18 protein-coding genes are annotated in these 17437 nt (G+C 69.0%); 12 read left to right on the top strand and 6 right to left on the bottom strand.

The window, feature by feature from the left end; all coding sequences use genetic code 11:
• Positions 1-39: 39 nt before the first annotated feature.
• Positions 40-1974, bottom strand: coding sequence for a M13-type metalloendopeptidase (locus ABZX12_RS22945; RefSeq protein WP_355696065.1), 1935 nt, complete (start codon positions 1972-1974; stop codon positions 40-42).
• Between the two features lie 207 nt (positions 1975-2181).
• Between ABZX12_RS22945 and ABZX12_RS22940 the strand changes: the two genes are divergently transcribed.
• On the top strand, positions 2182-3210 hold the full coding sequence (locus ABZX12_RS22940) for a superoxide dismutase (RefSeq protein ID WP_355696064.1): 1029 nt from the start codon (positions 2182-2184) through the stop codon (positions 3208-3210).
• A gap of 14 nt (positions 3211-3224) precedes the next feature.
• Here the strand turns inward: ABZX12_RS22940 and ABZX12_RS22935 are convergent, their stop codons facing one another.
• Positions 3225-3518 carry an HU family DNA-binding protein gene (locus ABZX12_RS22935; RefSeq protein ID WP_355696062.1) on the bottom strand — a complete coding sequence of 98 codons (294 nt, stop codon included), beginning with the start codon at positions 3516-3518 and terminating at the stop codon, positions 3225-3227.
• A gap of 72 nt (positions 3519-3590) precedes the next feature.
• Positions 3591-4337 (bottom strand): phytanoyl-CoA dioxygenase family protein, encoded by a 747-nt coding sequence (locus ABZX12_RS22930; RefSeq protein WP_355696061.1) that lies wholly within the window; start codon positions 4335-4337, stop codon positions 3591-3593.
• A 111-nt stretch (positions 4338-4448) separates the two neighbouring features.
• Here ABZX12_RS22930 and ABZX12_RS22925 point away from each other — a divergent pair, with 111 nt between their 5' ends.
• From ABZX12_RS22925 to ABZX12_RS22880, 10 genes are all read left to right on the top strand, one after another.
• Positions 4449-5345 carry an AraC family transcriptional regulator gene (locus ABZX12_RS22925; RefSeq protein WP_355696059.1) on the top strand — a complete coding sequence of 299 codons (897 nt, stop codon included), beginning with the start codon at positions 4449-4451 and terminating at the stop codon, positions 5343-5345.
• Entirely contained in the window at positions 5338-6354 is a 1017-nt protein-coding gene (locus ABZX12_RS22920; protein ID WP_355696057.1) for an LCP family protein, read from the top strand. Before ABZX12_RS22925 ends, ABZX12_RS22920 begins: the two co-directional genes overlap by 8 nt.
• A complete protein-coding gene (locus ABZX12_RS22915) occupies positions 6351-7127 on the top strand; it encodes a YndJ family protein (protein ID WP_355696055.1) in 777 nt (258 codons plus the stop codon). The genes ABZX12_RS22920 and ABZX12_RS22915 overlap by 4 nt, the downstream gene beginning before the upstream one ends.
• Complete coding sequence (locus ABZX12_RS22910) at positions 7127-7678, top strand: DUF1990 domain-containing protein (RefSeq protein WP_355696053.1); 552 nt, start codon at positions 7127-7129, stop codon at positions 7676-7678. The genes ABZX12_RS22915 and ABZX12_RS22910 overlap by 1 nt, the downstream gene beginning before the upstream one ends.
• A gap of 140 nt (positions 7679-7818) precedes the next feature.
• Positions 7819-8496, top strand: coding sequence for a uracil-DNA glycosylase (locus ABZX12_RS22905; protein ID WP_355696052.1), 678 nt, complete (start codon positions 7819-7821; stop codon positions 8494-8496).
• Between the two features lie 203 nt (positions 8497-8699).
• Positions 8700-9887 carry an ROK family transcriptional regulator gene (locus ABZX12_RS22900; protein ID WP_355696050.1) on the top strand — a complete coding sequence of 396 codons (1188 nt, stop codon included), beginning with the start codon at positions 8700-8702 and terminating at the stop codon, positions 9885-9887.
• Between the two features lie 139 nt (positions 9888-10026).
• Complete coding sequence (locus ABZX12_RS22895) at positions 10027-11283, top strand: 6-phospho-beta-glucosidase (RefSeq protein ID WP_355696048.1); 1257 nt, start codon at positions 10027-10029, stop codon at positions 11281-11283.
• Positions 11271-12275 carry a BadF/BadG/BcrA/BcrD ATPase family protein gene (locus tag ABZX12_RS22890; protein ID WP_355696047.1) on the top strand — a complete coding sequence of 335 codons (1005 nt, stop codon included), beginning with the start codon at positions 11271-11273 and terminating at the stop codon, positions 12273-12275. The genes ABZX12_RS22895 and ABZX12_RS22890 overlap by 13 nt, the downstream gene beginning before the upstream one ends.
• A gap of 91 nt (positions 12276-12366) precedes the next feature.
• Positions 12367-13071 (top strand): hypothetical protein, encoded by a 705-nt coding sequence (locus ABZX12_RS22885; RefSeq protein ID WP_355696046.1) that lies wholly within the window; start codon positions 12367-12369, stop codon positions 13069-13071.
• Between the two features lie 39 nt (positions 13072-13110).
• Positions 13111-13635 carry a hypothetical protein gene (locus ABZX12_RS22880; protein ID WP_355696044.1) on the top strand — a complete coding sequence of 175 codons (525 nt, stop codon included), beginning with the start codon at positions 13111-13113 and terminating at the stop codon, positions 13633-13635.
• A 91-nt stretch (positions 13636-13726) separates the two neighbouring features.
• Here the strand turns inward: ABZX12_RS22880 and ABZX12_RS22875 are convergent, their stop codons facing one another.
• A complete protein-coding gene (locus tag ABZX12_RS22875) occupies positions 13727-14617 on the bottom strand; it encodes a hypothetical protein (protein ID WP_355696042.1) in 891 nt (296 codons plus the stop codon).
• A 234-nt stretch (positions 14618-14851) separates the two neighbouring features.
• Here ABZX12_RS22875 and ABZX12_RS22870 point away from each other — a divergent pair, with 234 nt between their 5' ends.
• Positions 14852-15307: a GNAT family N-acetyltransferase gene (locus ABZX12_RS22870; RefSeq protein ID WP_355696041.1), complete on the top strand. Its 456-nt coding sequence runs from the start codon at positions 14852-14854 to the stop codon at positions 15305-15307.
• Here ABZX12_RS22870 and ABZX12_RS22865 read toward each other — a convergent pair.
• Positions 15294-16157, bottom strand: a complete 864-nt coding sequence (locus tag ABZX12_RS22865; RefSeq protein ID WP_355696040.1) for a neutral zinc metallopeptidase — start codon at positions 16155-16157, stop codon at positions 15294-15296. The two genes, ABZX12_RS22870 and ABZX12_RS22865, sit on opposite strands and share 14 nt — an antisense overlap.
• Before the next feature lie 2 nt (positions 16158-16159).
• Positions 16160-17431, bottom strand: coding sequence for a neutral zinc metallopeptidase (locus ABZX12_RS22860; RefSeq protein WP_355696038.1), 1272 nt, complete (start codon positions 17429-17431; stop codon positions 16160-16162).
• Positions 17432-17437: the final 6 nt, after the last annotated feature.

Raw genomic sequence — 17437 nt, 5'->3', positions numbered from 1 at the left:
GGCGCCTGCGTCGGGCGCCGGATCAGGTGACGGGTCGTGCTACCAGATGCGGACGCGGTCCTCCGGGGCGAGCCACATTCCGTCGGAGTCGGTCGTCCGGTAGGTGGTGTGGAACGCGTCGATGTTCTTCACCACCGCGTTGCAGCGGAACTCCGGCGGGGAGTGCGGGTCGATGGTGAGGCGGCGGGCGGCTTCCTCGGGACGGGTCTTGGTGGCCCAGGCATGCGCCCAGGCGGCGAAGAACCGTCGGCTGCCGGCCTCGTCGGCCTCGCCGCCGTCCAGGGACAGCTGGTAGGCGACGTAGGCGATCGACAGGCCGCCGAGGTCGCCGATGTTCTCGCCGAGGGTGAGCTTGCCGTTGACCTTCTGGCCGGGGGTCTCGGCCGGCTCGAGCGCGTCGTACTGCGCGACGAGCTTGTCGGTGCGCTGCTCGAAGGCCTTGCGGTCCTCGTCGGTCCACCAGTCGTTCAGGTTGCCGTCGGCGTCGTACCGCGAGCCCTGGTCGTCGAAGCCGTGGCCGATCTCGTGGCCGATCACGGCGCCGATCGCGCCGTAGTTCGTCGCGTCGTCGGCGACCAGGTCGAAGAACGGCGGCTGCAGGATGCCGGCCGGGAAGACGATCTCGTTCATCCGCGGGTTGTAGTAGGCGTTGACCGTCTGCGGCGTCATCCGCCACTCGTTCCGGTCGACCGGCTTGCCGAGCTTGGCCAGGTCACGCGCGGTCTCCACCGCGACCGACCGGCGGACGTTGCCGAACAGGTCGGCCGGGTCGATCTCGAGGGCCGAGTAGTCCTTCCACTCGTCCGGGTACCCGATCTTGGGCACGAAGGTGCCGAGCTTGTCGAGCGCGCGCTGCTTGGTGTCCGGACCCATCCAGTCCAGCGCCTCGATCCGCTGCCGGTAGGCGGCGACCAGATTCTGCACCAGGTCGACCATGCGGGCCTTGGCGTCCGGCGGGAAGTGCTCCGCGACATACAGCTTGCCGAGCGCCTCGCCGAGCGCCGACTCGACCGCGCCGACGCCGCGCTTCCAACGCTCCCGCAGCTCGGGCGCACCGGTCAGGGTCTTGCCGTAGAAGGCGAAGTTCTCGTTGACGAAGGCCTGGCTCAGCAGCGGCGCGGCACTGTGCACGATCCGCCAGGCGAGCCACTCCTTCCACCGGTCGATCCCGACCTCCTGCAGCGCGGTCGCGGCCGCGGTCAGGTAGTCCGGCTCGCGGACCACGACCTCGGCGAAGGCACTCTCCGGCACGCCGGCGCCGGCCAGCCAGGTCGCCCAGTCGAAGCCGGGGGTCAGCTCGTCGAGCCCGGCCCGGTCGAGCTTGTTGTAGGTCAGCTGCACGTCCCGGTCCTTGACCCGGTCCCAGTGCGAGCGGGCCAACCGGGTCTCCAGCTCAAGGATCCGCTCGGCGGCGGCGGTCGCGTCGGACAGCCCGGCGAGCTCCAGCATGGTCGCCACGTGCGCGACGTACGCCGTCCGGATCTCGGCGAAGGTGTCCTCGCGGTAGTACGACTCGTCGGGCAGGCTGAGGCCGCCCTGGGTGAGGTGGACGATGTTCTCGTCGGACTTCTTCGCGTCGGCGTCGACCCAGTAGTGGAAGACACCCGGCACGCCCTGCAGCTCGAGCTGCCCGAGGACCGACACCAGCCCGGCCACGTCGGTCACCCCCTGGACGAGGGCGAGCTGGTCCGCGATCGGCTCGGCGCCGAGGCGCTCGACCGTCTCGGTGTCCATGAAGCTGCTGTAGAGGTCGGCGATCTTCCGCGGCTCGCTGCCTTCCGGATGCCCGGCGGCGACGGTCTTCTCGACGATCGCGCGGACGTCCTGCTCGGCGCTGTCCCAGAGCGCGTGGAACGCGCCGTGGATCGCCTTGTCCGCGGGAATCTCGTGCTCCGCGAGCCACGTCCCGTTCACGAAGCGGTACAGATCGTCCTGCGGGCGAACCGCCGCCGAGTCGTCGATTCCTGCTGTCATCCCTGACCCCTTGTCCCAAGTCGAGTTGCTGTCAGCGAACATACCCGGTTCGCGAATCCGCCGGTCTGAACTGTCCACAGGACGCGGCGCACTTCACCGACTCACAGCAGCCGGTCTTCTCCAGGCTCTCCGGCAGAAGGCCGAGACGATCCCGACGACTTCCGCACCGCCGCCGACCGTCCTACGGTGGGCCGCAGGGGAGGAATCATGAACATCCGGCATGTCCGTCATGTGATGGCCGCTCTCGGCCTGCCCGTCCTGCTGATGGGCCTCGTCTCCACGTCGGCGGCCGCCTCCGGTGAACCAGCGCCGGGCCCGGCCGTCGTCAAGCAATCGGTCTACGACTCACCGTGCGACAAGGTCCGCTTCGGGACCGCGCAGACGTCCCGGCAGTCCAAGGTGTTCCCGACCCGGATCGATCTGCCGAACGGCTTCCAGCCCGAAGGCATCGCGATCAGCCGGGCCACGGCGTACTTCGGCTCGCTCGTCGACGGCGACATCTACGCCGCCTCGCTGCGGACCGGACGCGGGAAGGTGATCAGCCAAGGACCCGGTACGCCGTCGGTCGGCCTGAAAGCTGACAACCGCGGTCGGCTGTGGATCGCCGGCGGTCCGAGCGGGACGGCCCGCGTCGTCGACATCCGGACCGGCAAGATCCTGAAGAGCTACCCGCTGACCACCGAAACGGCGACGTTCGTGAACGACGTCGTGCTGAGCCGGACCAGCGCCTGGTTCACCGACTCCAGCCGTCCCGTCGTCTACCAGGTGCCGATCGGCCGCCACGGCCAGCTGCTGAACCGAGTGCGGACCGTCCCGCTGAGCGGCGACTACGTGCACGACCCGACCGGGTTCAACGGCAACGGCCTGACGCTGACCCCGGACGGCCGGGCGCTGATCATCGTCCAGTCGTCGACCGGGTTCCTGTTCCGGGTCGATCCGCGGACCGGTGTCACGAAGCGCGTCGACCTCGGCGGCACGCTGATGACCAACGGCGACGGCATGCTGCTGCTCGGCCGCACGCTGTACGTCGTTCAGAACTTCTCCAACCAGGTCGCCGTCGTGCAGCTGAACAAAGGCGGAACAGCGGGCCGGCAGGTCCGCACCATCACCGATCCGGGCTTCGACGTCCCGACGACCGCGGCCGCGTTCGGTCACCGGCTCTACCTGGCGAACGCGCGGTTCAGCACCCCGCCGACGCCGACCACTCGCTACTGGGCCACGGCGGTCCGGCGCTGACGGTCAGCTGACGGTCAGCGAACGGTGCGGAGGTCGCCTCGGGCCGCGGCCTTGAGGCGGCTTCCGCACGACAGCCGCACCGAGTAGCCCGCCGGGATGCTCAACGGCTCGCCGGTCTGCGGGTTGCGGCCGGTGCGCGGCGCGCGCAGCACCCGCTCGATGCTGAGCAGGCCGGTCAGCGACACCTTGTCGCCACGCCGCACGGCTTCGGTGACGACGTCGCCCAGCGCGTCGATGACCTTCTCGGCCTGGCTCCGCGGGACGCCCGCCTGCTGCGCCACGCCGGCGATCAGTTCGTTGCGGTTCACGGCTCTCCTCAGACTCGGTTGCTCGCTTCCGAAGACACCTTAATCGAAATGATTGTCATTCGCGACTAGCGTTCACAATCCGTCCTGGTCGTGCCAGTGGTGCTGCCAACGGGCGTCGACGGCGTCGTCTGCGCGCTGGTAGCGGATGTCGGTCGAGAGGCGCATGTCCGTCGACACGTTGTCGAGGGCCGCGTGGACGGTGTGTGCGGTGTGGACGACGACATCTCCGGCCGCGTAGTCGGTCACCAGCCAGTTGGCGTCGTACTGCGCCGCCAGAGCGGGCAGGTCCGCGGTGATGGACGCGGCCGGCCGTTTCAGCCGACCGGCCGCCTCTTCTTCAAGCACTCTGTGGTGGCTGCCTTCCAGATAGGTCAGGCCACCGCGGCTGACCGGGCAGTCACCCAGTGGGATCCAGGCGGACAGCACCTGGTCGCTGCCGCCGCGCAGGTACACCAGGTCGTAGTGCGCTTGCGTCGCCGTACCGATGCCGTTCTCGCCCGGCGCGGTCTGGCGGATGATCTTCCGCCGGTGCAGGAACGGCTCACCACCGAGAAACCACTCGAACCAGCCCTTCAGCGCCGGCTGCGCACAGAACGCCGCGTACTCCGCTCCCGGCACGATCTCCTCGAACAGCACCTGCCGGTACGACGCCCTGTCCGTGGCGGCACCCGTCAGCCCGAAGTAGTACTCCCGGAACGCCCACACCGCCGCCGGGTCGAGCAGTCCGGTCAGAAACAGGTATCCGTCGTGCTGCAGCCTGGTGCGCAACGCAGTCCGATCACCCCGCTCCGCCTCGGGTACCTCAACCAGTTCACCCAACCGCCGCTCATCGAGCACGTATCCGTTAGACGTCAGCACGGCTCCATTCCACCGGCGTACCGCTTTCAGGGGAATGGACACCCGGTACCGGCTTCTTGGACTCTTGTTGTCGTGCAGAACTGGTCGACATACCTGACTCCAGGGGCTGTCGAGCGTCAGCTTGGACTCTTCTGTCTCGGTGCCGGGGAGCAGACACACGGCCCGGGCGCCGCTGCGGAGCGCGCTCTCGGCTGCCATGCGCTCGTCTGGCTCAAAGAGGGACGGGGCGAGCTCCTGCACGGCCCTGACCGCGAGTTGTACGAGGTGCGCGCGCCCGCCCTGCTGACGCTGTTCCCCGGCGTACTTCACGGCTACCGGCCCAGCACGCCCTGGCGGCAAGCTTGGACGTTGTTCAGCGGGCCCGCGACCGTAGCGCTCACCTCACTCGGGCACCTCGATCCCAGCCAGCCCGTCCGGCGGTACAGAGACCCGCGGCCGATCGACCGCGCCTTCACCCGTCTGCTCCGCGTCAGCACGCAGCACAACGCCGTACAGCTCACCGGAGCGCTCTACGACCTGATCGGTCACGCCGGCACGACCGCGGGTGACGGTGTGGCCGCGCGACTCGCGGAGCTGGCGTGTACACCGTTGAGCATTCAGGACTACGCCAGTGAGCTAGGTCTCACGGTCAGCGAGCTGCGCGACGCAGTACGTCGTACGACGGGCTCAACTCCGCATGAACTCGTCCTGAACACCAGACTGAGCTCTGCAAAGGTTCTGCTCGCCGAGGAGGACCTGTCCGTGGCCGCGGTCGCGCGGCGGGTCGGGTACGACGATCCGGCGTACTTCAGCCGCCTCTTCGCCACCAGAGTGGGGATGTCGCCGGTCGCGTTCCGGCGGTCCGGTTCGATCTCGGGGCGGATTTTCCTCCCTTTGACGGAGGCGCCGTCGACTTTCCGACGTGTAAAACCATTCACCGGGGTGACGTGTTTCGGGGCCCGGCACCGATACGGTCGTGGCCATGAGTGAAACGCAGCCCATCGACCCGCGATACGCGAACCCGTCGCGACGCCCGAAGAAGCGCCGCAACTGGTTCCTCCGGACCGTCGGACTGATCGTCCTGCTGTTCGTCCTCATGCTGATCGCGGTCCCGCTCTACGCGTGGAGCCGGATCGACAAGATCGAGGCGATGCCGACCGGTCAGCGGCCGGCCGAGACGCCCGGCACGACGTACCTGATGGTCGGTTCGGACGCCCGCGAGGACCTCAGCCGGGCCGAGCGCGCACGGCTGCACACCGGCGGTGACGCGGGACCGCCGCGGACCGACTCGATCATGCTGATGCACGTCCCGAAGTCCGGGCCGACGGTGCTGATCAGCATCCCGCGCGACAGCGCGGTCAACATCCCCGGCGTCGACGGCAAGCAGAAGATCAACGCCGCCTTCAACAAGGGCCCGGCGTTGCTGATCCAGACCATCGAGAACAACACCGGGCTGCGGATCGACCACTACGTCGAGGTCGGCTTCGGCGGCTTCGCCTCGGTGATCGACAGTGTCGGCGGTATCACCATGTGCTTGCCGAAGGCAATGAAAGACAAGGACGCGCACATCGACCTGCCGGCCGGTTGCCAGGAGCTGGACGGTGTGAACGCGCTCGGCTACGTGCGGTCCCGCAAGGCCGACGGCAAGAACGACTTCGGCCGCACCGAGCGGCAGCGCCAGATGGTCGGCGCGGTCGCGAAGAAGGCCGCCTCGCCGTCGACGTTCCTGAACCCGGTCCGGTACTTCGACGTCGCGACCAAGGGCGTCGACGCCCTGACCGTGGACCAGGACATGAGCCTGTTCGACTTCGTCCGGTTCGCGCGCGGCATGCAGGCGATCTCCGGCAGCGGCGGTGTCGCGCTGAGCGTGCCGACGAGCGACGACAACTACGGCCTGTGCTGCAACCGGGGTTCCGCGGTGAAGTGGGACACGGCCAAGGCGAAGGCCCTCTTCGACGCCATCAAGAACGACAACACCACCGGCCTGAAGAGCAGTTGACCTTCCTCGTCCACGCGGTGGTGAGCCTGGGGATGCTCATCGTCGTACCCCTCGGACTCACCCTCCTGCCGACGCGAACCACCAGCACCCGCTGGTGGTTCGCGTTCGCCGTTCCCGGAGCTGTCGCGCTGTGGCTGCCGCGCGGCGTGGTGTCGATCACCCTGGCGTCCATCTACCTCACCGGGACACTCGTCCTGATCGGCGTGGCCGCGCGGCATTTCCTCCAGCAGAGATCGCTCAGACCGCGACAGGTGGCTCTGTACACCGCACTGGCCACTCCGTCGATCGCAGCGCTCGCGCTGGTCGCGGAGCGTGCGTCGTACGAGCTGTTCGGCTTCAACCTGACCGTCCTGTCGCTGACAGTCGCCCACTTCCACTTCGCGGGCTTCGCGGCTGCGCTGATGGCCTACCTGGCTGCTGACGGTGTGGCGGCTGTGAGCGTCCCGCTGGGTACTGCGATCGTTCTGCTCGGGTTCTTCCTCGGCGACCTGGTGGAGCTTGCGGGGGCCGTCGTACTGACCGCCGGCATGTGGCTGGTCGGCTGGAACCTGTGGCGGCGGTCGCGGCGGACGGACCGGACAACAGGCGTGCTGCTGGTCGTGTCCGGCTCGGTGCTTGTGCTGACGATGCTGCTGGCCGTCAGTTGGGCACTGGGACATGTGATGGACACCCCGTACCTGCCATTGGAGTGGATGGTTGCCACGCACGGTGTGGCGAATGCGGTGGGCTTCGGGTTGTGCGGTGTGCTGGCGATGCGACGGGAAGGAGCCTGATGAGGCTTGAAGACCTGGCGAGGTTGCGGTTCACGTATGACGAGGTGGGCTGCACGGACTACGACGAGACGCCCGAGGGGTACCACCGGCTGGAGTACCGGGAGCGGATCGGCGCCGGGGACGAGGTGTTCCGGCGGGCTGCTGACGCGTTGCTGGCGTGGCGGATGCACCGCGCGGCCGGTATCCCGGTGACGGCGACGTCCACACCGCCCGAGGTCGGCACCGACTCGCTCGGACGCCTCGGCCCCGGGCTGCTCGTCCCACCCCTCCGGACGCGCACCCAACTCGGCCTGCCGATCCCGTGCCGCGTCGTCCGGGTCGTCGACGAGCCGGACCGCGTCGGCTTCGCGTACGGCACCTTGCAGGGCCACCCCGAGGCTGGCGAGGAGTCCTTCCTCGTCAGCCGTGACTCCGACGGCGTCCACGTCACCATCCGCGCGTACAGCCGCGGAGCCACCTGGTACACCCGCGTCGCCGGCCCTCTCACCCGCATGGCCCAGCACTACGCCGCCACCCGCTATGCGGCAGCCCTACGCCACCTGGCCGCATAGCAAAGGCCCCGCAAGCTCATACCTTTGCGGGGCCGCGACCTTTGTACCTTGGCGGGCAAGACCGGCGCTCGAGCGACACGCGAACAGCAGGCGACAACCCGGGGTGCATTGCGACCCGTAGTCCTGCGAGACTGTGGCGGGTGAGTCCCAAGACGTTGTCGGATCTGGTGGCGCCGGACTGGGCCGAGGCGTTGGCCCCGGTCGAAGGCACTGTGGCGCAGATGGGTGAGTTCCTGCGCGGAGAGATCTCCGCGGGCAGGACCTACCTGCCGGCCGGGGAGAACGTGCTCCGCGCGTTCCACCGACCGCTGGCCGAGGTGAAGGTGCTCGTGGTCGGGCAGGACCCGTACCCGACGCCCGGACACCCGGTGGGGCTCAGCTTCTCGGTGGCCCCCGACGTACGGCCGATCCCGCGGAGCCTCGCGAACATCTACCGCGAACTGATGGCGGACGTCGGCGTACCGGCGCCGTCCAACGGTGACCTGACGCCCTGGGCGGATCAGGGCGTGCTGATGCTGAACAGAGTGCTGACCGTGCAGCCCGGTAAGTCCGGCGCCCACCGCGGCAAGGGCTGGGAGAGCGTCACCGAGCAGGCCATTCACGCGCTGGTGGACCGCGGCGGTCCGCTGGTGGCGATCCTGTGGGGCCGCGACGCGCAGACCCTCAAGCCGATGCTGGGCAGCACGCCGTACGTCGAGAGCGCGCATCCGAGTCCCATGTCCGCGGACCGCGGCTTCTTCGGCTCCCGCCCGTTCAGCCGCGTCAACGCCCTGCTGGTGGAGCAAGGAGCCGAGCCGGTCGACTGGCGCCTCCCCTAACAGTTCCCACGCCGCACCGACGACGCGCCGGACCCATATCGCCAACTCTGCCGTTCACCGCCGCGCGGACCAGATTCCGCGCGGCGATTGACACCTGCCCTCATCGCGCCGTACGGTCTCCGGCTAATAGGAAACTTTCCTAACAGTTCGGATTCTCAGCGCGGCGAGTACCCGCGGGCGGCGAAGGCAGGCAGGGTTGGCCCATGGCAACGACACCCGGAACGCCGCGCCTGCTGCGCGCGATGAACGACCGCGCCGCCCTGGACCTGCTGCTCAGCCAGGGCCCGCTCTCCCGCACCACGCTCGGCAACCTGACCGGGCTGTCCAAGCCGACCGCTTCGCAGCTGCTCGCGCGGCTGGAGGCGGCCCGGCTGGTCCGTCCGAGCGGCACCACCGCGGGCCGTCCCGGCCCGAACGCGCAGCTGTACGAGATCAACGGCGACATCGCGTACGTCGGCGGTCTGGACGTGACGCCGACCCGGATCCGGGCCGCCGTCGCCGACCTGACCGGCAACGTCGTCGGCCACTACGAGCTGGCCACCCCGGGCCGCAGCGCCAAGGGCACGGTCGACCGCGTGGTCAAGGCGATCGAGGGCGCGGCCGGCGAGGCGGGTCTGAGCCGTGAGCGGCTGCACCGGGTCTCGATCGGCACCCCGGGCGGTTTCGACCCCACCACCGGCCGGCTGCGGTACGCGACCCACCTGCCCGGCTGGCACGCCCCGCACCTGCTGGACGAGCTGGCCGCCGCGATCGCCGTACCGCTGGAGGTCGAGAACGACGTCAACCTGGCCGCGATCGCCGAGCAGCGGATCGGCCACGCCCGGCAGCACGACAACTTCGTGCTGCTCTGGGGCGAGGAAGGCATCGGCGCCGCGATCGTCATCAACGGCCGCCTGCACCGCGGGGCGACCGGCGGCGCCGGCGAGGTCGCGTTCCTGCCGCTGCCGGGGACGCCGCTGGTCCGCAACGTCGGCCGCAACAACGCCGGCGGCTTCCAGGAACTCGCCGGCGGCGAGCCGGTCCTGGAGCTGGCCCGCTCGCACGGTCTGAAGGCCCGGACGCCGGAGACCGCGATCGCGCTCGCCTTGCAGACCGAGGGCGCGGGCGACGAGGTACTGAGCGAGTTCGCGCACCGGCTCGCGGTCGGTCTGGCCGCGATCGTCGCGGTCGTCGACCCGGAGCTGATCGTGCTGGCCGGAGGTGTCATCACCGCGGGCGGCGAGCGGCTGCGCGGCCTGGTCCAGGACGAACTCGCCGAGCTCGCCGTACCGCGGCCGCAGCTGTTGATGACCGCGATCAGCACCGACCCCGTGCTCTCCGGGGCACTCCAGTCCGCACTGAGCACCACCCGCGACGAGGTCTTCGACACCGCGGGGCCACCCATCACCTAGTAGGAGACCGGATGCAGAGCTTCACCCCTGCCCGACGCCTACGGCCTGTACTACAACAAGACCGCCTCCAAGGCCGCCGGCATCACCGCGCCGCCGAAAAAGCCTTCATCGAGGGCGTCATACTGACAGGGGTCAAGGGATGAAACTGACAGTCGTCGGTGGCGGGTCCACCTATACGCCTGAACTTGTCGACGGATTCGCCCGGTTGCGGGATACGTTGCCGGTGTCGGAGCTGGTGCTGGTCGATCCGGTGGCCGACCGGCTGGAGCTGGTCGGTGGGCTCGCGCGGCGCATCTTCGCGAAACAAGGCCATGCCGGCCGGGTCGTCACGACCTCCGACCTGGATGCGGGCATCGACGGTGCGGACGCCGTCCTGCTGCAGCTGCGCGTCGGCGGGCAGGCGGCGCGCAACGAGGACGAGACCTGGCCGCTGGAGTGCGGCTGCGTCGGCCAGGAGACGACGGGTGCGGGCGGTCTCGCCAAGGCGCTGCGGACCGTGCCCGTCGTGCTGGACATCGCCGAGCGGGTACGGCGTACCAACCCGGACGCATGGATCATCGACTTCACCAACCCGGTCGGCATCGTCACGCGGGCCTTGCTGTCGCACGGGCACAAGGCAGTCGGACTGTGCAACGTGGCGATCGGATTCCAGCGTCGCTTCGCCGCCATGCTCGGCGTCACACCGGAGGAGGTGGCGCTCGACCACGTCGGGCTGAACCACCTCACCTGGGAGCGAGCGGTCCGCGTCAACGGCGAGGACATGCTGCCGAAGCTGCTTGCCGACCACCTCGGCGAGATCTCCGACGATCTGCATCTCCCGTCGCACGTCGTACAGCAGCTGGGCGTCGTCCCGTCGTACTACCTGCGCTACTACTACGCACACGACGAGGTGGTGCAGGAGCTGCGCACCAAGCCGTCCCGGGCCGCCGAGGTCGCTGCACTCGAGAAAGAGCTGCTGGACATGTACGCCGACCCGCAACTCGACGAGAAGCCCGCCCTGCTCGAGAAGCGCGGCGGTGCGTACTACTCGGAGGCCGCGGTCGCCCTCGCCTCGTCACTGCTCAACAACACCGGTGACGTCCAAGTGGTCAACACCCTCAACAACGGCACACTCCCGTTCCTGGCCGACGACGCTGTCATCGAAGTACCTGCCAAGGTGAACGCAGACGGCGCAAAGCCGATGCCGGTGTCTCCACTGGAACCCTTGTACGCCGGACTGGTCGCGCACGTGACGGCGTACGAGGCCTTGGCGCTGGAGGCTGCTGTCAAGGGTGGCGCCGAGCGCGTGTTCCAGGCGCTGCTGTCGCATCCGCTGGTCGGCCAGATCGCTGTCGCGCAGGAGCTGACGGACAAGCTGCTGGCGCACAACAAGGACTACCTGCCGTGGGCGCGCTAGTTCCGGGCGGCATCCTCGCCTTCGACGCCGGCAACAGCAAGACCGACGTCGCACTGGTCGCCGCCGACGGCACACTGCTCGGTACGGCGCGTGGCGCCGGGTTCGAACCGCAGCGGATCGGTCCGGCGGCGGCTGTCGACGGACTGGGGCCACTGGTGCGGGCTGCCGCAGCGGAGGCCGGACTGCGGGTCGGGGACGGACCGCTGGTGCAACACATCTCGGCCTGCCTGGCCAACGCCGATCTGCCGGTCGAGGTCGAACAACTGACCGCTGCCTTCGAGCACCGCCGCTGGGCGGAGTCGGTGTACGTCGCCAACGACACGTTCGCCCTGCTCCGGTCCGGGGTCGACGAGCCGCGCGGGGTCGCAGTGGTGTGCGGAGCGGGCATCAACTGCTCAGGCATGCTGCAGGACGGGCGGACCGCGCGCTTCACGGCGCTGGGGAAACTGACGGGCGACTGGGGCGGCGGCGCACAGTTGGCGGAGGAGGCGTTCTGGTCGGCGTCACGGGCAGCGGACGGGCGCGGTCCGGCGACCGCGCTGCGGACCGCGTTCCCGATGCACTACGGGCTGCCGACACTGACCGCGGTGATCGAGGCCTTCCACCTCGGCGACCTGCCGGCCGAGCGGCAGCTGGAAGCGGGGCCGGTGTTGTTCCAGGTCGCGGCCGCCGGTGATCTCGTTGCCCTGGGCATCGTTCAGCAGCAGGCCGAGGAGATCGTCGCGATGGCCTCGAGCGCGTTGCGGCGGCTCGACCTGCTGAGCGAACCGGTCACGGTGGTGCTCGGCGGCGGCGTCCTGACCGCGGGGCACCCGGTCCTCCTCGACCAGGTCACGCGGTTGCTCGCCGAGATCGCCCCGAAAGCGGTACCGCGCGTCGTCGACGTACCGCCGGTGGTTGGCGCGGCGCTGCTCGGTCTTGACCACACCGCCGCCGGAGCGAGCGCTCAGGAACGGCTGCGTGCGGCGTTCGCGCCATCGCCGGCGGCCTGATATTGCAGCCGTGTTTCATTCGGAGCCGATGCAAACTCCCGAGTGCGGCGTCGCGTCCCACCAAGTAGGACCACATCCACTCGGGAGGTCGATGATGATTCGAAGGATCATGGGTCTCGGCGCCACCACCGCACTCGCGGTGACCGCACCGCTGCTTCTCACCGGTGCCGCGCCGGCCGATGCGACAACCACCACCTGCCGCGGTTCCGCGGCGGGTGTTTCCGCGGTGACGTACGCCGACCGGCTCGTCCGCGCATGGGGTAGCGGAGACACCGCGACCGCCGGTTGCTACGCCTCGACGGCCACCTCACGCACGCTCTTCGGACAGGCGTCGCCCGGCGGCATCCACTGGCGGCGCGTCTCCACCGAGGGCGCCGCAGGGACCATCTACGTGACGTACCACGACGACGCGCGCGGCGGGAACCTGACGATCGGCGTGCAGAACGTCGGCCTGCGTGCGGCGAACGGCTGGCACGCGGCGTACACCGCCAAGTTCACCGGCGAACCGAAGGCGTGGAACGCGGTCCAGTGGGCCGACAACCTCGTCCGCGCCTGGGGCCGCGGTGACACGAAGTGGACGGCGTACTACGCGACGCCTCGCGCGGCGCAGCAACTGCACGCGGTCGCGGCGACGGGAGGCCCGCACTGGACGCGGATCGCGACCGAAGGCACGGCCGGCACGACGTACGTCACGTATCGCAACAACGTCACCCGGCACACGCTGGCCATCGGCGTGTCGAATGTCGGGCTGTCACAGGGCGACGCGCATGCGGCGTACACCGTTCAGTACCACTAGATCCTTGAGCTCGACCTGCTTCGATGTAATCATGATTACATGAGTACGCAGACAGAGCAGGAGAAGGTGCGGGGCTGGCTGACCGGGCGGTTGCCCGGCGACTGGTTCGAGGGCGAGACCGAGCTGGAGATCGACCGGGACGAGATCCTGATCGTCGGCCGGATCCCCGCACCCGAGCAGACCAAGGACGTGAGCGCCGCCGAGCGCTCCGCCGCCGAGAGCGGACGGATCAAGCAGTTCCGCGAGGACACCCGCGACCGCCGGATCGAGATCGCCCGCGAGTTGGAGCACGCCACCCGGCGCAAGGTGGCGTGGGGCGTGCGCTGCGGTGAGACCAGGACGGTCTTCACCTCGCTGTCCGCGCCGGTGATGACCAGGCTCCGCCAGCCCGAACGCCAGGTCCTCGACACCCTCGTGGACGCCGGCGTGGCCCGCTCCCGCAGCGACGCCCTCAGCTGGTGCGTCAAACTCGTGGCCCAGCACAGCGAGACCTGGCTGGCCGACCTCCGCGAGGCGATGACCAAGGTCGAAGAGGTCCGCAAGGCAGGCCCCGACAACAGCTGACAGGCCCCCCGCACCTGTCTGCTGTTGCTGAGCAACGGGCGGCCACCCGGTGGGGTTGCCGCCCGTTCCCGTTCTCGTGGAGACCGCTCGGTTACTGACCCTGCTGCCAGTTCCCGTTCGGCGGGGTTCCGTTGGACCAGTTGCCGGCGCTGTGCGCGGCCGGGTGCTGCCCGGGCTGCGCCTGCGGCATCTGCTGGGTGGGCTGCTGGTAGTCACCCTGGTAGTCACCCTGGTACTCGGCTTGGCCTTGGTAGCTGCCCTGGTAGTTGCCCTGGGCCGCGTACGCCGCCGTGCCGTTGTCCATGCCGTTCTGGTCGGCGGGCTTGACCATCTTGTCCTTGTCGAACAGGTTGCCCAGGGCGCGGCCGGCCATCTCGCGGCCCCCGAGGCCGAAAGCGAGGCCGAGAGCGAGCGCGGCGCCCGCGAGGACGATCAGCAGCGTGTTGCCGGTGAGCTGGACAGCGACGCCGAGCTGGGTCAAAGCGGCGAACGTGGCGTACACCAGGACCGCGTACCGGGCCACCTTGGCGAGGGTCTCGTTCCCGGTCGCGCCGCGGATGATCGCGGCCAGGAAGTTGGCGAACAGCGCCGCCAGGCAGACGATCACGATCGCGGCGAAGATCCGCGGGATGTAGCCGAGCATGTCGCTCATGAAGTTCGAGATCTCCGGCACGCCGAGCGCCGAGGCGAACATCGTGAAGCTGATCAGGAACACGAACCAGAACACGACCTTGCCGAGCATCGCCGAAGCGGTCAGCCCCGTGCCCGACCGTTGCAGCACGCCGGAGACGCCGGCCCGTTCCATCCAGCCGTCGAACCCGACCCGGCCGAGCAACCGGCCGACGAGATTGCCGAGGATCTTGGCCACGAAGTAGCCGACGAGCAGGATGACCAGACCGCCGAGCAGGTTCGGGACGAACGACAGCAATTTGCTGAAGGCATCTTCGAACGGCTGGGTGAAGTCGATTGCTAATGCTGACATCGGATGAACCCTTTCGGACTGGCCCGCATCCGCTGTCGGCACAGGACTGCACCAACCCCGGCACGGGCGGATGCAGTGGTGTCCAGTATGACTCGTACCCTCAGGTGCCGAAGGCAAACAGCTGTCCGGGCGCGGCGGGCAATGAAGAGTGTTTGCATAAGGCAATCACTGTTCTCGCGCTTCGGTCCTTACCCTGGCGGCTGAACCGCTTCAGGCGTTTGCGATCCTGTGGGTATGAACGATGTGCTGATCCGCCGGGCCACCGCCGCCGACGTCGCCGCGATCGTCGCGATGATCGCCGACGACCAACTCGGCGCCACCCGCGAGTCGCTCGACGACCTGACGCCGTACCTGGCGGCCTTCGAGCAGATCGACGCCGACCCCAACCAGCTACTGGTGGTTGCCGATCGCAACGACGAGGTGATCGGCACACTGCAGCTCACGATCATCCCCGGCCTGTCCCGCCGCGGCTCCACCCGCGGCCTGATCGAAGCCGTCCGCGTCGCCGCCCCCGCCCGCGGCTCCGGCCTCGGCAGCACCCTGATCCGCTGGGCCGTCGAGGAGTCCCGCACCCGCGGCTGCACCCTCGTCCAACTCACCTCGGACAAGACCCGCACCGACGCCCACCGCTTCTACACCACCCTGGGCTTCACCAACTCCCACGAGGGCTTCAAACTCAAACTCCACTGACCTGCTTCGCCGGTGCCGGCCAGGTGTTGCAGCCCGCGGGGCCCCTCGCCTCGAACGCCTGCCGCATCCACCGGTCGAAGTTGACCATGTCGGCGGCGTGGCGGTCGTAGCCCGGGTGGCCGTAGTGCGCGAGCCGCTCACCGCGGATCCGCAAGGTCTCCCGGTTGGCACCGAAGACCGCGGCGGCGAAGCAGTGCGCCTGCATCTCGCTGCGGTTCTCCTCCGCCTGGCGCGCGGCTCCTCTCGCGGCCCAGTAGCGCTCGCCGTACTGATCCGCGATGCCGGTCAGCCACTGCACATGGTGGCCGTACTCGTGACCGATGAGCCACTGCACGGAGTTCTCGGCATCCTTCTGATCGTAGGATCCCTCGACGACGTACTCGGGCCAGTTGAAGTAGATGCCTCGGTTGTCCTGGCAGTACATGCCGTAGACGTCCTTCTCCATCTCGCCGCAGGCCGTCCTGGTTCCCGGCGGAGCCGCGAACACCGCGGACGGCCGCACGAAGTCGAACCCTGCGCGGGTGATCACGGGCTCCCAGGCCCTGTCCAAACAGGCAACGAACGCAGTCGCATAGCGGATCATCGCCCGCTCGTTCACCAACTGCGCGTCCGGCAGCGAGCACCTGACGGCCGCGATCTGTCCCGACCGGTAGAGCTGGTTGTACAGCAGGAACTTGTCCTTGACCGGCTCGGGCGCCTGAACCATCCGCCCCACAGGCGCCCGCACCGACACCGTCGCCGGAGTTGCCGTGGGGGCCATCCGCGTGTCATCCACCTGACGAGTGCAGCCCCCGACCAGCACCACGGCAACAAGTAGCCCGGCGAGGCCGAGCAGGGTCGCCGGGCGCACGATCAGCTCACCTTGGCGGGTGCGGCGGTGAAGGTGTTGCAGAGTTTGAGGTCGGTGGACTTGAAGGCGGGCTCGGACCAGAGCCAGTGGTTCTTGCGGGAGCCGTGGTCGCGGATCTTCTTCGGGTTGTACTCGTCGCCGCTGTGCTGGGTCTCCCACTCCCACAGCTCCAGCTTGCGGCCGGTGAGGCCGAGCGCCTGCTTGTTCGCACCGAGGAAGGCCGCCCCGAAGCAGCTGGCCTGTAACTCGGTGCGCCGGCGCCACTCGAGCTTCTCCGCCGGCGCCTTCTCCCAGCCCTCGCGAGACCAGGCGGCGGTCAGCATCTCGGTGAGGTTCTGCACGTGGTGGCCGTACTCGTGCGCCATCGTGTCGATCATCCACACCCGCGCCGCGAGCGGCTCGTCCTTGTAGTACTTCAGGTCCTTCTTCCAGCTGACGTAGATGCTCTCGTCGCCCGGACAGTAGAACGCGACGTTCTCCTGACCGGTGCAGGTCGCGGAGGTCGTCTGGTTCGTCTGCAGGACGACCTTCGGCGCCCGGAACGGATATCCGGACTTCTTCAGCACCGGAGCCCACGCGTTGTTCAGGCACGGGAGCAGAGCCCGGTAGTACCTGAGGATCGCCGACTGCGAGTTCGGTTTGATCGCCGGCTCCTTGCAGGCGACAGTCGCGACCTTGCCCGCGCTGTAGATCTCGTTGAAGCGGAGGCGGATCACGTCCGGGACCACGGGTGCCGTGACGGTGACGGTGGGGTTCGGCGGGACGGGGAGTGGGGCCTCTGACTTCTTGACCGATGGCTGGGACAGGGGGCGTTGGACGCCGTAGGAGTTGACCAGCTTGAAGCCGCCGATGGTGGCGGCGGTGAGCATCACGACGACCAGGATCGACAGGCCCGCGATGACCGGGCGGGAGTACTGGCGCGGCGGCGCGGCCGGGGCCGGCTCCGAAGTGAACTGGGCGCCGGAGCGGGACGGGTTCGAGTGCCAGCCGGACGGACGCGAACCGCCGACGCGGCGGGTGCCGGTCAGCGGCGGAAGTGGCGCTCGGGTGAGCGGTGCGGTCGGCGGGCCGCTGTACTCGCTCGTGGTGCCGGGCTCGGTGGGCAGGGGGCGGGCCTTGCGGCGCATCGACGAGTCGTCGTACGCCGTCGAGCGCGCCCGGCCCAGACCGGCGGGTTGCGCGGTCTTCAGGGTCAGCGGACGGGAACCGGGTGCGGGCTCGCCGCCGGACAGGAAATGCCCGGGTTTCGGCGTACCCTCCTCGGGCTCAGGCATCGATCG

It is taken from the genome of Kribbella sp. NPDC003505 (assembly GCF_040610875.1).
Classification (GTDB): Bacteria; Actinomycetota; Actinomycetes; order Propionibacteriales; family Kribbellaceae; genus Kribbella.
The sequence above is the reverse complement of the archived record's forward strand: the minus strand, read 5'-3'. Positions and strand labels throughout refer to the sequence as shown.